An 18,172-nucleotide genomic window follows, 5' to 3' on the forward strand; every position below is an offset into this window, starting at 1 on the left:
TTCTTACACCAGAATCATTTCAGGCAAACCTTTACCACCTGGCACCATAGGAAATACATTTTCCGTTTGATCGGTAATAAAATCCATAAAAACTAATCGCTCTTTGAGTTTAAAAGCCTCCTCCAATGCGCCTTCGATCTCTTCCGGTTTCTCTATCTTCATACCGACGTGACCATAGCTCTCAGCCAGTTTGACAAAATCCGGAAGCGCATTCATATAAGACTCTGAATAGCGGTTGCCATGGAAAAATTCCTGCCATTGCCGAACCATGCCCATATACCGGTTATTAAGATTAATAATTTTAAGGGGTAAGCTGTATTGTTTACAGGTGGATAATTCCTGGATACACATCTGTATGCTCGCTTCACCTGTAATGCACGCGACTACGCCAGCGGGATTAGCTAATTGCGCACCCATTGCGGAAGGTAGCCCAAATCCCATGGTTCCTAGTCCACCTGAATTAATCCAACGGCGAGGTTTATTAAACCGATAGAACTGCGCAGCCCACATTTGATGCTGCCCGACATCTGATGTAATAAAAGCATCACCCTTCGTCACCGCATAAAGTTTTTCCACCACCATCTGCGGTTTAATCACTGCACTCGTACGATCATATCTTAGGCAGTCTCGTTCGCGCCATAAATCTATTTGTTTCCACCATTCCTTAAGCGCATGCTCATCTATTTTTTCTTTACTGGCCTTGATCAATTTAATCAGTGCATTCAATACTTCCGAAACGCTTCCCACTATGGGGATGTCTACCTTGACACGCTTGGAAATAGACGAAGGGTCAATATCAATATGAATAATTTTTCGCTCTTCACTGTAAAAATGCTTGGGATTACCAATGACACGATCATCGAAACGCGCACCGACTGCGATCAATACATCACAATATTGCATCGCCATATTCGCTTCATAGGTGCCATGCATCCCTAACATACCAACAAACCGCTTATCTGTCGCAGGATAACCGCCAAGCCCCATTAAGGTGTTAGTACATGGAAAATTCAGCAAATGTACCAATTCTGTCAAAGCCTCAGATGCATTATCCAGAATCACCCCTCCCCCAGAATAAACCATCGGCCGCTTTGCATTTAAAATCAATTGCGCCGCTTTTTTTATCTGTTGGCTATCTCCCTCGCTGACCGGCTTGTAAGAACGCATACTTACACTGCTTGGATAATCAAATACCGCCTTGTGTTGTGTGACATCTTTGGGAATATCCACCAAAACGGGACCGGGACGGCCGGTTGAAGCAATCACAAAAGCTTTTTTTATCGTTGATGCAAGCTCAGTGACATCTTTCACCAGAAAATTATGTTTGACACAGGGGCGTGTAATTCCCACGGTATCCACTTCCTGAAAGGCATCTTGACCAATGGCTGCGGTAGGGACCTGCCCACTAATAATCACGAGGGGGATAGAATCCATATAAGCAGTCGCAATCCCTGTTACCGCGTTCGTGACCCCAGGCCCTGATGTCACTAAAGCAACCCCCACATTGTGACTGGATCGAGCATAGCCATCTGCAGCATGAAGCGCTGCTTGTTCATGGCGAACCAGAATATGCTTTACTTTATCTTGCTTAAATAGCTCATCATAAATAAACAACACTGCACCGCCAGGATAGCCAAAAATATACTCCACCCCTTCTTCCTGCAGGCAACGCACCGTAATCTCGGCTCCTGTTAGTTCTACACTCATACTTTGTGCATCCTGGTATCAAAAAATCAAAAATCTAAAAATAAGAATTTAGTTAAATACATCTTTGCTTATCAAATACATTTCATACATCTCGAATATTTCAGCCATAATTTAATCAAGATGCTTAGTTAACTCTCAGGTTTATTAAAATCAGACTGCAGGAAGCAGCCCTATTAACGACCGATCACCCACCCCTATATATCATCAGGCGAACCGCTATTCGTTTTGCCATATAAAGAAATGTATGCATCCGCATATATTACTAGGAATCCGGGTTTTATTCCCGACTAACTGACGCTAAGAAAATTCCCGGATTGATGATGAACCAGCAGGAAGATAACCGGCTCTCGTCAACCACCTGTTCCCCCTACTGTCAACCCTTCCACTCGCAGCGTTGGCTGCCCTACGCCTACTGGTACGCTCTGTCCTTCTTTCCCACATGTGCCTATCCCTGGATCCAGCGCCATATCATTACCTATCATGGAAACGCGTGTCAGAATATCCGGGCCATTACCGATTAAAGTGGCTCCCTTTATGGGGTAAGAAATTTTCCCATTCTCTATCATGTAAGCTTCCGCAGCAGAAAAGACAAATTTACCACTCGTGATATCGACTTGCCCACCCCCAAAATTTGCGGCATATAATCCATGTTTCACTGACTCAATAATTTCTTCTGGATGTTTATTTCCATTCAGCATATAGGTATTTGTCATGCGTGGCATCGGAATATGTGCAAAAGATTCTCGCCTGCCATTGCCGGTAAGAGGATGCTTCATGAGTCTTGCATTCAGGCTGTCTTGCAGATAGCCTTTGAGCACCCCATTCTCAATCAATACCGTACATTGAGTGGGATTCCCTTCATCATCAATATTCAACGATCCACGACGATTAACCAGCGTACCATCATCCACCACCGTCACACCATCGGCCGCAACTCGTTCACCAATGCGTCCAGAAAAAGCCGAGCTACCCTTGCGGTTAAAATCACCTTCCAATCCATGACCAATGGCTTCATGCAGCAGGATACCAGGCCAGCCATTTCCTAGAACGACTGTCATGGGGCCTGCCGGAGCAGGTCTCGCATTCAGATTCACCACCGCTTGGTGTACTGCCTTTTGAGCATAGTCATTTAGTATTTCATCCGTAAAGTAAGTGTAATCAAATCGTCCACCTCCACCCGCAACGCCCTGTTCACGTCGGCCATTTTCTTCTGCTATGACCTGTAATGACATGCGCACTAATGGCCTCACGTCAGCAGCTAACATTCCATCACTACGTGCAACCATGATAACCTCGTACTCACCTGCAAGTGATGCCACAACCTGAATGACGCGTTTATCTATCGCACGCGCAAACTGTTCAAGTTTCTCCAACAATGCTACTTTGTCGCTATCTTTAAAGTTCGCAATAGGATCCTGCGGAAGGTAAAGTGACCTGGTGTTATAGTGTGCCACCTGTTTAACGACGTGAACTGGATGCAGGCTTCCCTGGCCAGCAATAGCGCGTGTTGCTTTGGCTGCCGATACGAGTGCATCCAGGCTGATCTCATCTGAATACGCAAAGGCAGTTTTTTCACCACTGAGCGCGCGAACGCCGACACCTTGATCGATATTAAAGCTACCTGATTTAACAATGCCTTCTTCAAGCACCCATCCTTCAGAACGACTATACTGAAAATAAAGATCGGCATAATCGATCCGATGGGTAAGTATTTGCCCGAACACGTGATGTAATCTATTCGCATCCAGCTCATAGGGCGTCAGCAGACAACGGTCAGCAATGGTAAAAAACTCATTCATTTTAAGATTAAACTCATTTTTACAACACACATTTTAACTTCTTGCGATAAAAAAACAGAATAAAAGCTGTCCTTCTTCAAGACATTTCATTCCCTATTCTGTTCAAAGTAAACAGTCATCTTTCTATATTTAACATGGGTATAAGCAGCGATGTTCTAGTGCCGGCAAGCTTGCACGCACGCTCGATTGGTAGGCACGATCCAACGTCGCCACCACCACGCCAGGCCCACGAGCCAGCCGGTCAATCACTACACCCCAGGGATCTACAATCATACTATCTCCATTGGTTTCACGGCCATTGACATGAAACCCTCCCTGCGCTGGTGCAATCACATAGGCCTGATTCTCTATAGCACGTGCACGGATTAAAGTCTCCCAATGCGCTTTACCTGTAATTGCAGTAAAAGCAGAGGGAGCAAGAATAATATCCACCTTCCCCATCAAACGGTAAAGTTCAGGGAAGCGGAGATCATAACAAATAGATAAACCTATCCGCCCAAAAGGAGAATCTACTGCAACGACTTTATCTCCGGCTTTGATTGTTTTTTCTTCCGCGAAACGTTCTTCACCCATTTCAAGGCCGAATAAATGAATTTTATCGTAGCGTGCTACCTGCCTGCCCTCATGATCATAAACTAGGCAGCTATTATAAACCTTATCCGGTACCGGACTCTCCAACGGCACGGATCCCCCCACCAACCAAATCCCGAAACGTTTAGCTGTCTCGCTTAAAAATGATTGCACCATGCCTTCGCCAGGTTGCTCACGCACACTTAATTTATCGGTATCCCGCAACCCCATAATACAGAAATATTCCGGAAGTGCAACCAGCTTTGCTTCTTGTGATACAGCCAGCTCAATCAAGCGGAGCGCCTCTTCCAGATTGGCAGAGACGCTGGGGCCTGATGCCATCTGTATAGCCGCAACACGTAAAGTACAGTTATTCTCTTTCTCTGGCAGATGTTTTGAGAAAATGCCCGAATGATTCAACATATCTTCCTCCCCTATAAGTCCCCTTTTCTACTGAATTCAGGCAAGATAAGAATTTCGCTCACAAAAACCATAAAGCGGCCATAAAGCAGCGCATAATGAATAGGCATTATCCCCAAAACCATCCATACCTATCAATTCTCATTATGCTTGGATTCTGATTGCGTGTCCTTATTTTCTTGTAAATCTTGTGATTTCTTCATTACAGGCTTATCCCACCTACCTGTTATAATATATTCACTAAATAAAACACGATCAAATGGATCCTTCAGTGACTGGTTCGCAATCATGGAAGCAATCCCTGCTACTGGTGTTGCCAGCCCAAGCGAAGGAAACATTTTGACCAGGAGCGCTTGAGTTTCTTCTACCAGATCGATTTTTCCACTCACAGTCAGATAAGCTGCGCTTCCTGCAATCTGCAGTTCATCTGTCACCGCAACCCCTCTGTTAATTCTAACATCGCCGGATATATCATCGAAACCAAAACCTTGACTAAATACATCATAAAAATCCAATGTCAGTCTGCGCGGAATGGATTTTAGATCAAAAATACCCAGCAATTTGCTCATCCCCGGCTTGAATTTGGTAAATTGACCGTGCTGAGCGGTCAATTTCAGATTGCCAGAAAGAGAAGGGAAATCTATGGAAAAAGGCTGCCCTATCCATACCAATGAACCTGTCGCTTCGCCTTTTCCACGCGCAATACGCCCCGGGTAACCCAAGCGCGCCAGGAATTTACCTATACTTTTTGCTCGCAGTTCGACGTCTGCTTGCATCTGAAAAGGAGCGATACGGTTCTGCCACACTCCCTGCAGCATAAGAGAACTGTCAGCGTGAGCAATTTGAAGTTGATCGATATGCCAGCCCTCTGCTTGCTGATGAGCTACTAATACTAATTTACCTAAAAGCTTTCCGCCTACATAGAACTCGTCAGCATACAGATCCATGCTCGGCCAATCCTTGGATGGATTCTTTTTGTTCATGACTGAGTCAGATTCCGGAATGGCTTCTGGTTTTACCAATTTTTTTAATCGTGCAAATGCTTCCTTGTTGAGAGAATTCCAAACGATATGACCGATGACCTCTTTACTGACCACAGCAGTATGCCATTGCCCACCGTGTTTATTGGCATCCAATACAAACTCATTAAAACGACTTCCTAGAAAATCGAGCCTGCCAACATTCAGATTGAAATTGACCCGATCAGTCAGCAATGCCTTGATTCCTTGGCCAGCTTGTCCTGAGCGGGCAGCCATTTCCTCATGCCGATCAAAAAGCGCTTTCCAGCGATCCCATTCCAACACCGGAATCGTACCATGTACGAGTGTGACAGTATCTTTCGGTAATTCAACAGGCGCAGTTCGGAAATTCATCACGCCACGTGTCGGTAAGTAAGTGCCATCTTCTGCACGCACACGTTGAATTTCTGCCGTAACCACCTCCCCATAACGAAAGCGCAGCACCTCACGTTCTGAATCAATGAATTTTTTTTCCAAACTGAGCGGAATCTTTTCTGCCGCAGCTTTGGCAAAAGGCTCAGGTAATGATGAAGCAGCGCCAACTAACGATGATTCAACGCTGACATCCATGCCTTCTTTGTTAATATCAAGCACGGCTGACCAATCAGTTATCCCCCGCATATACTGCGTCCACAACTGCAAGGTATTTGCCGGTTGATCAGGTTTAACTGAATGTAAGCGATCGAAATTAGCCCTGCCTGTCGCCATGATACGCATTCCTCCGTTCGGCAGAGCGGTAGAGTTAATCGTTATCGGCTCACCGGTCAATTGCCCAGTTACATTTTTTATAGCCAGCGTGGACTGAGTAAAAGCAAGCAATCCATTGACTTTACTCAATGCAGGTAAATCTTGACCCAGAGGAATCTCGTTATTGATAAACTGATAATCCCCCTTGAGTTCGATACGTCTCTCCTCATCGCGGTATGTTTTTATCGGCATGGCGAGCTCCAGACGCAATTTCCCATTCCCGGAAACTTCACCTGGCTGTGAGAAATCAACCGCATGGAGATGCTGAGAGCCTTTTTTAATCAAAGTAATGATGTTTTGGGTAGCGCCCTCGGCTCCCCCCGTCAGGTGTAAAATGGGATGCCGTGCGTGTAAATCTGCAATCTGCAAGCGCACATCTTTCATAACAATATCTGCCAGTTTTGCGCGTGAAATAGTCATGGCAAGTTGATTATCCTGCAATGAAAGATCGGCTTGGATTTCCGTCATATTCGGCCATTCTTCAGGCAAATTTACCGCTGTGTCAGCCATTCGGGTAGTTAGCTTGAAGGCGAGTTTGTTGCGCAGATCTGAAGCAGATTCACTTAACTCGCCACGGATATTAAATCGGGTGCCTTCCAATCTACCCGCTATGAGCGCTTTATTCAGCCAGTTTTGCGAAGCCTCCTGATCACCCAGGAATGTCAGGTACTTATTAAGATAAGTAACCTCTGCATGCGCCAGTTCACCCGCCACATCGATTGTGCCGGGCTGTGCAAAGATGCCACTATGGTAGCGGCCATGCATTGTTCCGGACAGATAACGATTAGCAAATGAAATATGATTGAATTCAAACAAAGTGGTATCCTGATCAGGCAATACCTTCCAATTGAGCTGTGTAGTCAGCCTATCAAACTCGAGCGGCTCGTTAAATGTCTCAGAAAGGTTCATGCTGGCTTGATCAGAATCAAGATGAAGCGTTCCGCCCGCTTCAGATAGCTTGACACTGCCACTTAGCCCACTCACTGCAGGCAGCTTGTCAAACGCCTGGATAGCCAAATTGTGAAAGCTTCCCTCGACATTAAAAGAGGAAGGCCTGGTCCAATCCCCTTGCCAATCAGCTTGCACATGCTCGATGACTCCTTGCGGGGATAATTCACTCACCTGCTGTTGCCATGAAGGCTCCATGGGCAGATAACTTAACAGAGAAGCCACCATGCCTAAATCCAGAGCATTTACCAGTAATTTATTTTCGCTGGATGCCTCACCTTCTCCCCCCTGTCGTTGCCACAAAATGTTCACTGGTTGGGTAAATACTTCATTTTCAATGGCGACACTCAGTTGCTGGGCAAACCATTCATCCCCCGGCTGGATCGCGTCATTATTTCTTTTCCACCCCACGCGACCACGCAAATGGGCAAGATCAAGCCTTGGCAGATCCTTTGTCCAGCGTATATCAGTTTCATGCAGATTCACATCGGCTTTCCAGTAAGCAACCGACTTACCCTCTATGCCCATCCACGCACGAAAGGCACCCCTGCCACGACCCAATTCCAGGTCTTCCGGGAACGATAACCAGGTTTGTAAAACAGCGAGATCGACGTGATTCAATTGAGCAAACAAGCGCCCGCGCCACTGATTCAATGTATTGACGGATTCGCCTGTTAAATCACCGCGTATATCCACCGGATCGGCTAATTCAGTGGGTGGAATGAACCTTAGTCCAAAATAGTGATGGCCTTCCTTATTATGCATACGTAAATCTACATTTTTCAGATAAAGCACGGGTGCAGCACGCGGCTCATCCAGCCAATAAACTTCAGCGTCATTGACCAACAGCTGGCGCTGTTGTAATAGCCAATTAAAAAAGCCATTATCTGCTTCCTCTTGATCAAGCGTAACGCCTGCGATGTGGATCACTTTTTCACTATCACGGCGGATGCTCAGAACAGGTCGTTCAATTTTAATCTCACGAAACAGCAATTCTCCGTACAGTAACGAGCGCCACGCAAGCGTGCCATCCAACTCAGTCAGTATCAAAACAGAATTACCATACTTATCATGCACACGCACCCCATGTAATCGTAAGTAAGGGCGCAATCCGTCCCAATTGGCATCGATGCGTTCTATACTGATTGTTTGCTCGGCAACCTGCGAAATGGCGGCCGCAATGTCGGGCCGGTAGCGATCAATATCAGGCAATAGCCAATAGCGCAATAACAACAGTAACAGGGAAAAAAACATTACGATAACAAACACAACCCACCCGAGCTTGCGCAAGGTGAAGATGCTATGCTTAACAAAGGAATGCATCATGGGATAATTGAATAAGAAGCACAGTTTTATTCTGAAAAACTGCTTAATCCTAGGAAGTAAAAAAGAAGAGTTTGATCAAAATGGTGTTTTTAATAGGATTTCTAATAGGAACTAGGATTTCTAACAGGAGCATTGCCGTGGGCTGCGGGCCGTGACCCTCCCCTACAAAATACTCTTTTATCTATTTAGTGACATAACTGATCTTAGCAAATCAAGCATGCTTTATTTTAACCTTGAATATGTTTTTACACAGCATCCATCCCCCTACTGAATCAGCGCTGGAAAGTCTCCTTCGTTTCAGCCGTTATGGACGTCGTTTATTAGAAAGCGAGCCTGATTTACGCACTGATCTGATTGAACATTCCCATCGCCCTTTTGCACGCGAGGAAATGCTCGCATTCCTCAGCGCAATCTGCCCGGAACATACCGTGGATGAAACAAGTCTGCACAGCGCCCTGCGTAAGCTCCGTAAACGGGTCATACTGTGTCTGGCTGCGCGTGATCTGGCCGGCATGGCTGATCTGACTGAAGTCATGGTTACGATGACCAATCTGGCCGAGGTCACGATTCGTTTTGCGCTCGCGCATCATCAGAACTGGATGACGCATCCCAACCAGTTTGGTTCACCTATCGGCGAAAAAAGTTCAACCCCGCAGCAATTATTAGTCGTTGCCATGGGCAAACTCGGAGGAGGAGAACTCAACGTTTCCTCCGACGTCGATCTGATTTTCATCTACCCAGAGGATGGCGAAACGAATGGCAGAAAATCGATCTCCAACCATGACTTCTTTACTCGCCTCGGGCGCAAGCTGATTGCCAGTTTAAATGATTACACGGTGGATGGCTACGTCTTCCGGGTCGATATGCGCCTGCGCCCGCACGGAGAAAACAGCCCGCTGGCCATCAGCTTCGCAATGCTGGAGGACTATTTTGTGACGCAAGGAAGGGAATGGGAGCGCCATGCCTGGCTCAAGAGCCGGGTCATAGCAGGAACGGCTACCGCATCAGTGGTGCTGATGGAGGACATCACCCGCCCGTTTGTCTTTCGCAAATACCTGGATTTTGAGGCCTATGAAGCCATGCGTCGCCTGCATGCGCAACTACGCAAGGAAGTGGATCGCCGCGAAATGCATGACAACATTAAACTGGGCCCGGGCGGTATCCGTGAAATTGAATTCATCACCCAGGTTTTTCAACTGATACGGGGAGGACGGGATGCCGATCTATGCATTCGCCCCACGCTGACCGCCCTGCACCGCTTGCAGCAAAAGCAGCCGATTCCTGCTCAAACCATCACTGAGCTCATCGAGGCCTACCGCTTTCTGCGCAAGCTGGAGCATCGCCTGCAATACCTCGATGATCAACAAACCCAGAATCTGCCTGATAATCCTGAAGATCAGGCATTAATTGCCGCAGCTATGGGCTATACCGACTTTGCCGAGTTTCTGCAACAGCTCGATATCCACCGCAACCATGTCGCGCGCCACTTTGAATTGATCTTCGCCGCGCCACGCAAATCGCCAGCTCATGACATCCTGGCAAGCCTCTGGCAGGAGCAGGCCGGAGACAGGACTCAGGTGGAAGCCGCCACCACACAGCTGACGACGCTGGGGTTTACCGAACCAGAAAAAATCTCGGCGCGCATCCAGCAATGTTATGGCAGTTATTTTTTCCAGCAATTATCGCCAGCCAACCAGCAAAAAATCAAATCCCTGATGCCGATTCTGGTAGAGGCCATTGCTCAGTTTCCACCGGTGGAAGCCACACTGGAACGCATGCTGCAATTATTGGAGCATATCAGCCAGCAAGCTGCTTACCTGGCCTTGCTGCTGGAACACCCCCAAACCCTGCCGCGCGTGACCAAACTCGTCAGCGCCAGTCAATGGGCTAGCGATTATCTGGGCAGACACCCCATCCTGCTCGACCGACTGCTGACACCGCGTGGGTTGTATCAATTACCGGACTGGCCGGCACTGAGGCAAGAGCTGACGCGCCAACTCAACCATGTGGACAGCCCCAAAAGCAATATCACGGAATGGCAAATGGATGTGCTGCGGCATTTTCAACATGCGCAAGTATTTCAGTTATTGGCGATCGATCTGGAAGGAAAGCTATTGCTGGAAACCCTCAGCGATCATCTGACCGAGCTCGCTGATCTCATTCTCGATAATGTACTGTACCTCGCCTGGATGTGGCTGAAGAAAAAACACCGCGAACAACCCGTTTTCGCTATCATCGGCTACGGCAAACTGGGCGGAAAAGAGCTGGGCTACGCATCCGATCTCGACATCATTTTTCTTTATCAGGATAACCATGCCGATGCACAGGAGGTTTACACCAAGCTGGGGCAAAGCATCAACACCTGGCTCACCAGCCCCACCTCAGCCGGGGTATTATATGCAACAGATTTACGCCTGCGCCCGAATGGCGCCAGCGGATTACTGGCCTCTTCCATCGAAGCCTTTACCCAATACCAGCATACTCAAGCCTGGGTATGGGAGCATCAGGCCTTGACGCGTGCGCGCTTCGTCACGGGTGACCCGCATGTGGGCAAGCTGTTTGAACAAACCCGCAAGGAAATTCTATGTCAAGCGCGCGACCTCGCTCAGCTCAGGCAGGATATCCTGATGATGCGCGAGAAAATGCTGGATGCCCACCCTAACCCGACGACGCTGTTCGATATTAAACATGACCGCGGCGGCATCATCGATGTGGAATTCATCGTGCAATATCTGGTGCTTGGCTACGCGCACCAGTACCCGCAACTCACCGGCAATATCGGCAATATCGCGCTGCTGAAACTAGCCAGTGAGCTGGGGCTCATTCCGGCTGAAACCGCCCAGCAAGTGTGGACAGGCTACCGTGAATTTCGTCGCGTGCAACACCGCCTGCGCTTGAATGCCGGGCCTAAGCTGGAAAGCTCAGCGGCTTCCTCGGAAAAATCGGGTAACTTTGCCCGCATCGAAGCCGATGATTTAAGCCACGCGCGCATGGCGGTATTGCAGCTATGGGAACAGGTATTTGGGGGATAAGCCTAGCGGGCTCCAGGATTATTCCATGTTAATTTAAGAAAAGCACCTAATAAACCGCTTATTTCCAACTAAACCTTTTCTGGAATGCCGTTATGATGCTAACGGCATTCTTTTAACTAAAAGATAGTGCGCGATTATTTCTGCTCTACTAGTCCATGCACTCACTGAGTGTTTTTTACCGAAAGGAGAATGATTCATGCAGCAAATGCAAAAAGGTTTTACTTTGATCGAGTTAATGATTGTTGTGGCCATTATTGGTATTTTGGCGGCGGTGGCGATTCCGTCTTATCAAACCTACACCAAAAAAGCCAGGTTTAGCGAAGTTGTGGCTGCTGCTGCCCCACTCAAACTTGGTATTGAAACTTGTTTCCAAGATAAGCGTGATATGACTAACTGTACCAATGGAGCTAATGGGGTACCAGCTGCTGTTGGCGCAAATGGTTATGTACAATCTGGTACAGTCGGTGGTAATGCTGAATTAACTGCTGCAATTACTATGAAAGCGGCTAAAGATAAAGACGGCTTAAATGAAGAAACTTATATACTTACTGGAACTGCCGCCACTAAGGATTCTCCCATACAATGGGTAAAAACTGGCAGTTGTGTAGCTGCTGCTATCTGTTAATTTAATCTTTAACAGATATTGAATTTCTACCAAAAAACACCCCAATAATGGGGTGTTTTTTTATCTTATCCTTCTACTGGATACATACTATCCTCGACTGATGAATATCAGTCCGCGATCGGGTCGGGATAACGGATACAATCCGTTATCCCGACCCGATCACGAGAGAAAGAAATTACTTGATACACACCGCTCTTACCTGATAAATGTCAGTTATCCCCTGCAACACTTTATCAATGCCATCCTGTTTCAAAGTACCCATGCCATCAGCCCGCGTAGGGCGTAATAACCAACGGGCATTGCGCCGCATGTGCCCTACTTCATCATCTGGTGCAATGCGTTACACTTATTGCACCCTACAAGCTACACGCTACTATCTCACCCCCGGGAAAGCCTGAGTGTTTTCTTTAAAAACCCGCGATCGGGTCGGACTAACAACTATGTCCGTTACCTCTCCCATATCATCGAACGTGCGGTTTTAACTTCACCGATACTTTGTATTCCGCATCCGGCGTTTGAACCTAGCACGCGTAGTGCCTCACTTCACTATCCGGTGCAATGCGCTGCGCTTATTGCACCCTACAGTTGCTAGTCTTCATAGCTCAAGCTGTCTTCCGTTCCACCGGCCCAATCAGATGGATAGACACCTTGCGCCACCCATCGATGAAAGGTTGAATACGGCCAATCTGCGACACGCTCTACCAATCCATGTTTCACTGGATTGATGTGGACGTAATCCATATGCGCCCGATAATCCGCCTCATCCTGAATCAGGTGCTCCCAATAACGCCGCTGCCAGACGCCTCGTTCACCTCGTCTCACCCGTACTGCGGATAACCGTTCATTCTTTGGTAGCGCCTTGGAAAACCCCATTTTAATCAAACGCCAGCGCATAGCAAAATCGTCATCGCCTGGCGGTAACGCTATCACGCAGTGCAAGTGGTCAGGCAATACCACCCAGCCATAAATTTGGAACGGGTGACCCTTTCGAACCCGGCCAACGACGCCACGCAGCACATCAATATGCCGGATCAGCAAAGGGTTGCCATGCCGCCGCAACAGATTAACAGTAAAGAAATAGGTGCCACCAGGATGCCACAGGCGGCGGTAATCAGGCATAGTAGCGATATTCAAGTATATGGCGCAATACCCGCTGGTTATTGCGCCCTACACTAGAGAAAGAAATTACTTGATACACACCGCTCTTACCTGATGAATGTCCGTTATCCCCTGCAACACTTTATCAATCCCATCCTGTTTCAGGGTACCCATGCCATCAGTGAGCGCGGTCACGAACATGTCAGCGACGCGCGCATGCTCCTGGATGTTCTTTTTGAGGGCATCAGTCGCCGTCAGGAGTTCGTGCAGCGCCACGCGCCCTGAGTAACCCGTGCCATTGCATTGATCGCAACCGACCGCCTCGTACAGGGTAATCTGTTGATGCTCATTACTATATTCCTGTCGCCAGCGCGCTTCAATTTGCTGATAAGCTGCCTCAGGGTTAGCCTTGAAATACTCGATATGTCTCAATTCTTCGCAATATTCCATCAGCAGCATCCCGATTTCTTCCCGGCTGGCAGTATGCGGTTTCTTGCATTGGCACAAACGTTTCGCCAGGCGTTGCGCCAGGATGCCGAGCAAGGCATCAGAGAAATTGAAGGGATCCATTCCCATGTCCAGCAGACGGATAACCGATTCTGGCGCACTGTTGGTATGCAGAGTAGCCATTACCAGGTGGCCGGTTAGTGAGGCTTCAATCCCGAGGCTGGTCGTTTCCCTGTCGCGCATTTCCCCGACCATGATGACATCCGGATCCGCCCGCAGAAAGGACTTCATCACGGTGGCAAAAGTGAGGCCGGCTTTGACATTGATCTGCACCTGACGCAGCCCTTTCTGAGTAATCTCAACGGGATCTTCTGCGGTCCAGATTTTGGTTGCTGGCGTGTTGAGGTGTTTCAGAATTGAATGCAATGTGGTCGTTTTACCGGAGCCGGTCGGACCACAGACGAAAAATAAGCCATAAGGCTTGCTGATGATGGATTTGAGTTCTTGCAGATTACGGACAGTAAAATTCATTTTTTCGAGTGGGATCGGCTCGCCTGCTGATAGAATACGCATGACGACATCCTCCAATCCACCCGCAGAAGGCAGCGTGGCCACCCTCAGCTCGATATCAAGCGGGGCAAACCGTCTGAATTTTATTTTGCCATCCTGCGGCTTGCGCTTCTCAGAAATATCCAGGTCACACATGATCTTGATCCGCGTTACCAATGCATTGCGATGACTGGCTGGAATTTCGATGTAGGGCATCAGCGAACCATCCTTGCGAAAACGGATTTTGGTTTTTTCCTTGCCAGGATAAGGCTCAATGTGGATATCGGAAACGCCCATTCTGTAAGCATCCATGATGATCTTGTTGACGAGCTTGACCAGTTCGTTTTCAGAAGCTGCGGAAGCCTCATCGATTTCCTCGAGCGGCTCTTCCTCGTCCTCTTTAAGCTTGGAAAGCATCTCATCGATATTGCCGCTATCTTGCAAAGCAATGCCTTTTTCATTCCCATAGAACAAATCCACTGTCGCCTTGAATTCTCGCTGGGTACAGACGGTATAGATGATGGTATGCTTGGGAAAAATCTGATTGACTACGCGCATTGCTTTGATTCTTTCCGGATCGAGCGCCAATATCACCAGACCTTCCTTGGTTTCATCAATTGGCAGCCAGTGATTGCTTTCGACAAAATCCCGTTTGAGATTTTTCAAGACCTCGAACGGTTTAATCCGGTCAGCCCGGTACGGTTCATACTGGACCTGGAAGTAATACGCCAGCGCTTCACCAATTTGAGCCGGTTTGATCTGAAAATAATCGATGAGCACCTCTTCCAAATCGCATTCTTTTTCACGCGCATATCGCACAGCCTGCTCAAGTTCAGCAGCTGAGATAGTCGCCGTTGATATCAAATGATCATAAATGATCATAGCTGGAGTTTGCCAATAATTGCTGTTTCTGTCGCTGCTTGCAAGCAATGCTCACTAGCTGGCCAGCTTTACTATCCCCGCAAAACGATAGTATTCAGGAAAAGCTGAGCGCATTTGCCTGTTAAACGCGCGCAAAGTATGTTGATCTTAATCCGCTACCTGAATTCAGGTAGCGAGTGTCTATATTCTGAATAACAGGACGTGGTTACCCTTTAGTTACCCTTTCTTGTCCAGCTATTTAACATGATTTACCTAACGGGCATTTTCGCTAATAGCGCAGGAATTACACCTGATTCTTGTTATTTGACCAAAAGAACCGGAATCGGTGAAAGATGGATCAGCTTACTGGCGACTGAACCCAGCAGCATACCCTGGACCGTGCCAAGCCCGCGCGGACCAAGGACAATTTGATCACATTGCTTTTCTGCCGCAAACTGAACAATCATTTTTGCTACCTCCCCTACCACCACATGGTACTGATAAGCGATACCGGCCTGATCTAATAAATCACACGCTGATTTTAAATCCTTCATTCCTTCATCCTGGTGATATTGCTTGATATTTGTCTGACTGATAAACGTCGAAATATCACCAGGCAATGGAAACTGCACATTGAGCAGATGAATTTCCGGTACTTCCTTATACCAGTTGAGCAACTGAATAAAATGAGCAATGGCCTTATTGCAAGCATCAGACCCATCTACTGGCAGCAGTATTTTTAACATGATGCACTCCCCCTCACTTGTTTTTTATGACTGATTCAATGTTACATAGGTTTATTGGTGTCATTCGTAAGATCAATCAAAGCTATATTTTTCTGTGCTCTCGCTGCCAGCCACTTGCCAGTAACGATCACAACTAATGCAGTACCAATCGGCATGAGCCAGTGTAGAAAAGCAGCATGCATATTGACCCATTCTCTGGTCAATGCGTCAGTTATGGCCATGCCTCCCGCGATCCAGCCAAGCAACCCAGCTCCAATAAAAATGGTCAGGGGAAAGCGGTTCATCAGTTTCATGACCAGCTTACTGCCCCAGACAATGATTGGCACACTTACCAGGAGCCCAAAAATTACCAGCGTAAGATCACCCCGCGCAGCACCAGCAATACCGATCACATTATCCAGGCTCATGACAGTATCCGCGATGATAATCGTTTTAATAGCACCCAGCAGGGTTGTGCTGGCATCAATTTCATGTCCATCACCTGCTGCTTCCGGCTGCAGTAATTTGATCCCGATCCACAGCAGCAGCAGCGCGCCCACAAGTTTCAGGAAGGGAAGTGCCAACAGATTAATCGCAAAGAAAACCAGGATGACACGTATCGTTATTGCACCGAAAACTCCCCAGAAAATCCCTTGATTGCGTTGCTTCTCAGGTAACCGCCGGCAAGCAAGGGCAATGATGACCGCATTATCTCCCCCAAGTACGATGTCAATCGCAATAATTTGTAATGCCGCAAACCAGAACTGGGGATCAGAAAAATCCATATTCAATTTCTCTCAAGACATGGTAATAAATTTAAGAATTTCATCTTGCTGTTGCATCGTGTCACGATAGCCAAGATCAATTAAGGCGCGACAATAAGAAGCCTCAAAGAGAACATAGCTCAACAATCTCGAACCGCTCGGACTCATTGCGCCTACAGCACGATATAAATAGCGCATAGTGCGTGGTAACGAATAAGCATGCTGCCACGCGATTTCACTGATTCTTTCGCTCGGTGATATTACCAGCGATTTGATGGGGCGCAGCAAAACGCCCCCCTCTTTTCTTGCCTCAGGTGGAATAAGCGCTAACGTGCCATTAATGCGCTCCAGACGCTCCAGATCAACTTCCAGGCTATCAAAAAAAATACTACTCATCATATGACCCGCGATCTGGGCGACGGGTGGATAACTTGTCACTTTAACACGCTCAAAGGGGATTTCTCTTTTTTTGTTCACACTGATCACCAGGATACGATCTGCTCCCAGATGCAACGCTGGACTGAGCGGTGCGAGCTGTCGCATAGAACCATCGCCAAAATATTCGCGATTGAGCCGGACGGCTGGAAAAATAAGCGGAATCGCCGAAGAAGCAAGCAAATGCTGGATACCAATACGTGACGCCACTCCTATACGCATCACGCGGCTCCAGGGCTGAATACTTTCATTCCCTTGATAAAACGTGACCGATTGTCCTGAAGTATATCCCCAAACGGTCACCCCCAATGCATGCAAGGCGCCGAGGTGGATACTTCGCTGAATACCACGAAACGGCAGACGGCAGCCAAGCAGCGTTCTCAGGGGAGCATTATCGAGCAGTGCGAAAGGTGCCTTTTTATTGGCCTGACTCGACAGTAAGGAACCCACACAGTGAGCCGTGTTGCGGATCACACCAAGGAGATCTGCCCGATGCACCTGGTCAACGTGCAAATTTCCCCACACTGCCTCCAGTTGTCGCACACCTGTAGCAAAATGAGTGGCCGACATGGCCAAACCTGCTGCATTAATCGCACCAGCCGAAGTTCCACAAATAACAGGAAAAGGGCTATGCGCAGGAGAAGGCAACAATTCAGCAATGGCACGCAGCACTCCTACTTGATAAGCAGCGCGCGCTCCTCCACCTGTCAAAAACAAGCCTAATTTAGATGATTGTGCGAAAGTATTATTCGGCTCACTCACTGGCTATTCAGTTTGGCTATTAATTTTTTTTCTCAGCTTTTCAAGCACCACAACGCTTCGTTTGTAATAAGTGATGCTGTTACCCGCTTATTTTGGATGTTCAAATTATTCTGCTATTCACCCATTAACATGGCTATTTCTGCCTGTCATATGGAACGCTCACGCTCTGCTATGAAATATGCATCATAATCGTTTCCTTTAGCCAGGTATACTGTTTCAATCGTTATCCTGTCTTATCATTCCATTTCCACATCGAAACTGGTTTGGTCGGCTTCACCTTGCGGTATGATTGATACAGTCTGCGGCTCGCCTTGGCGTCATGTTTGATTAGGAAATGG

At 47.6% G+C, this 18,172-nt stretch carries 13 protein-coding genes; 3 read left to right on the plus strand and 10 right to left on the minus strand.

Annotated features, from left to right (window positions below; all coding sequences use genetic code 11):
* Positions 1-3 precede the first annotated feature (3 nt).
* From AAW31_RS05575 to AAW31_RS05590, 4 genes are all read right to left on the minus strand, one after another.
* Positions 4-1,707: an acetolactate synthase 3 catalytic subunit gene (locus AAW31_RS05575; protein ID WP_046849483.1), complete on the minus strand. Its 1,704-nt coding sequence runs from the start codon at positions 1,705-1,707 to the stop codon at positions 4-6.
* 350 nt (positions 1,708-2,057) lie between these two features.
* Positions 2,058-3,506, minus strand: coding sequence for a metalloprotease TldD (gene tldD, locus AAW31_RS05580; RefSeq protein WP_046849484.1), 1,449 nt, complete (start codon positions 3,504-3,506; stop codon positions 2,058-2,060).
* A gap of 129 nt (positions 3,507-3,635) precedes the next feature.
* Positions 3,636-4,499, minus strand: a complete 864-nt coding sequence (locus AAW31_RS05585; protein WP_046849485.1) for a carbon-nitrogen hydrolase family protein — start codon at positions 4,497-4,499, stop codon at positions 3,636-3,638.
* Between the two features lie 131 nt (positions 4,500-4,630).
* On the minus strand, positions 4,631-8,536 hold the full coding sequence (locus AAW31_RS05590; RefSeq protein ID WP_046849486.1) for a YhdP family protein: 3,906 nt from the start codon (positions 8,534-8,536) through the stop codon (positions 4,631-4,633).
* 239 nt (positions 8,537-8,775) lie between these two features.
* On the opposite strand from AAW31_RS05590, the gene glnE reads away from it, so the two are divergent.
* Both glnE and AAW31_RS05600 read left to right on the plus strand, forming a co-directional pair.
* Complete coding sequence (gene glnE, locus AAW31_RS05595; RefSeq protein ID WP_046849487.1) at positions 8,776-11,568, plus strand: bifunctional [glutamate--ammonia ligase]-adenylyl-L-tyrosine phosphorylase/[glutamate--ammonia-ligase] adenylyltransferase; 2,793 nt, start codon at positions 8,776-8,778, stop codon at positions 11,566-11,568.
* 196 nt (positions 11,569-11,764) lie between these two features.
* The gene (locus AAW31_RS05600) at positions 11,765-12,193 is read left to right on the plus strand and encodes a pilin (protein WP_046849488.1); all 429 of its coding nucleotides are present in this window, start codon (positions 11,765-11,767) and stop codon (positions 12,191-12,193) included.
* Positions 12,194-12,368: 175 nt separating this feature from the next.
* Here AAW31_RS05600 and AAW31_RS23055 read toward each other — a convergent pair whose 3' ends face one another.
* On the minus strand, positions 12,369-12,503 hold the full coding sequence (locus AAW31_RS23055; RefSeq protein WP_258920416.1) for a hypothetical protein: 135 nt from the start codon (positions 12,501-12,503) through the stop codon (positions 12,369-12,371).
* Between AAW31_RS23055 and AAW31_RS20460 the strand changes: the two genes are divergently transcribed.
* Entirely contained in the window at positions 12,504-12,785 is a 282-nt protein-coding gene (locus AAW31_RS20460; RefSeq protein ID WP_144412862.1) for a hypothetical protein, read from the plus strand. It abuts the gene before it with no gap.
* Here the strand turns inward: AAW31_RS20460 and AAW31_RS05605 are convergent.
* The 5 genes from AAW31_RS05605 to AAW31_RS05625 all read right to left on the minus strand — a co-directional run bounded on the left by AAW31_RS05605 (position 12,782) and on the right by AAW31_RS05625 (position 17,834).
* Positions 12,782-13,327 carry an REP-associated tyrosine transposase gene (locus AAW31_RS05605; protein ID WP_309567522.1) on the minus strand — a complete coding sequence of 182 codons (546 nt, stop codon included), beginning with the start codon at positions 13,325-13,327 and terminating at the stop codon, positions 12,782-12,784. The genes AAW31_RS20460 and AAW31_RS05605 overlap by 4 nt on opposite strands.
* A 51-nt stretch (positions 13,328-13,378) precedes the next feature.
* Positions 13,379-15,169 (minus strand): GspE/PulE family protein, encoded by a 1,791-nt coding sequence (locus AAW31_RS05610; RefSeq protein WP_082110347.1) that lies wholly within the window; start codon positions 15,167-15,169, stop codon positions 13,379-13,381.
* Positions 15,170-15,468: 299 nt separating this feature from the next.
* Positions 15,469-15,894 (minus strand): universal stress protein, encoded by a 426-nt coding sequence (locus tag AAW31_RS05615; RefSeq protein ID WP_046849490.1) that lies wholly within the window; start codon positions 15,892-15,894, stop codon positions 15,469-15,471.
* Positions 15,895-15,935: 41 nt separating this feature from the next.
* Positions 15,936-16,658, minus strand: coding sequence for a TerC family protein (locus AAW31_RS05620; protein ID WP_046849491.1), 723 nt, complete (start codon positions 16,656-16,658; stop codon positions 15,936-15,938).
* 12 nt (positions 16,659-16,670) lie between these two features.
* A complete protein-coding gene (locus AAW31_RS05625; RefSeq protein WP_046849492.1) occupies positions 16,671-17,834 on the minus strand; it encodes a patatin-like phospholipase family protein in 1,164 nt (387 codons plus the stop codon).
* Between the last annotated feature and the right edge of the window lie 338 nt (positions 17,835-18,172).

The organism is Nitrosomonas communis (genome assembly GCF_001007935.1).
In the GTDB taxonomy this organism is placed as follows: Bacteria; Pseudomonadota; Gammaproteobacteria; order Burkholderiales; family Nitrosomonadaceae; genus Nitrosomonas; species Nitrosomonas communis.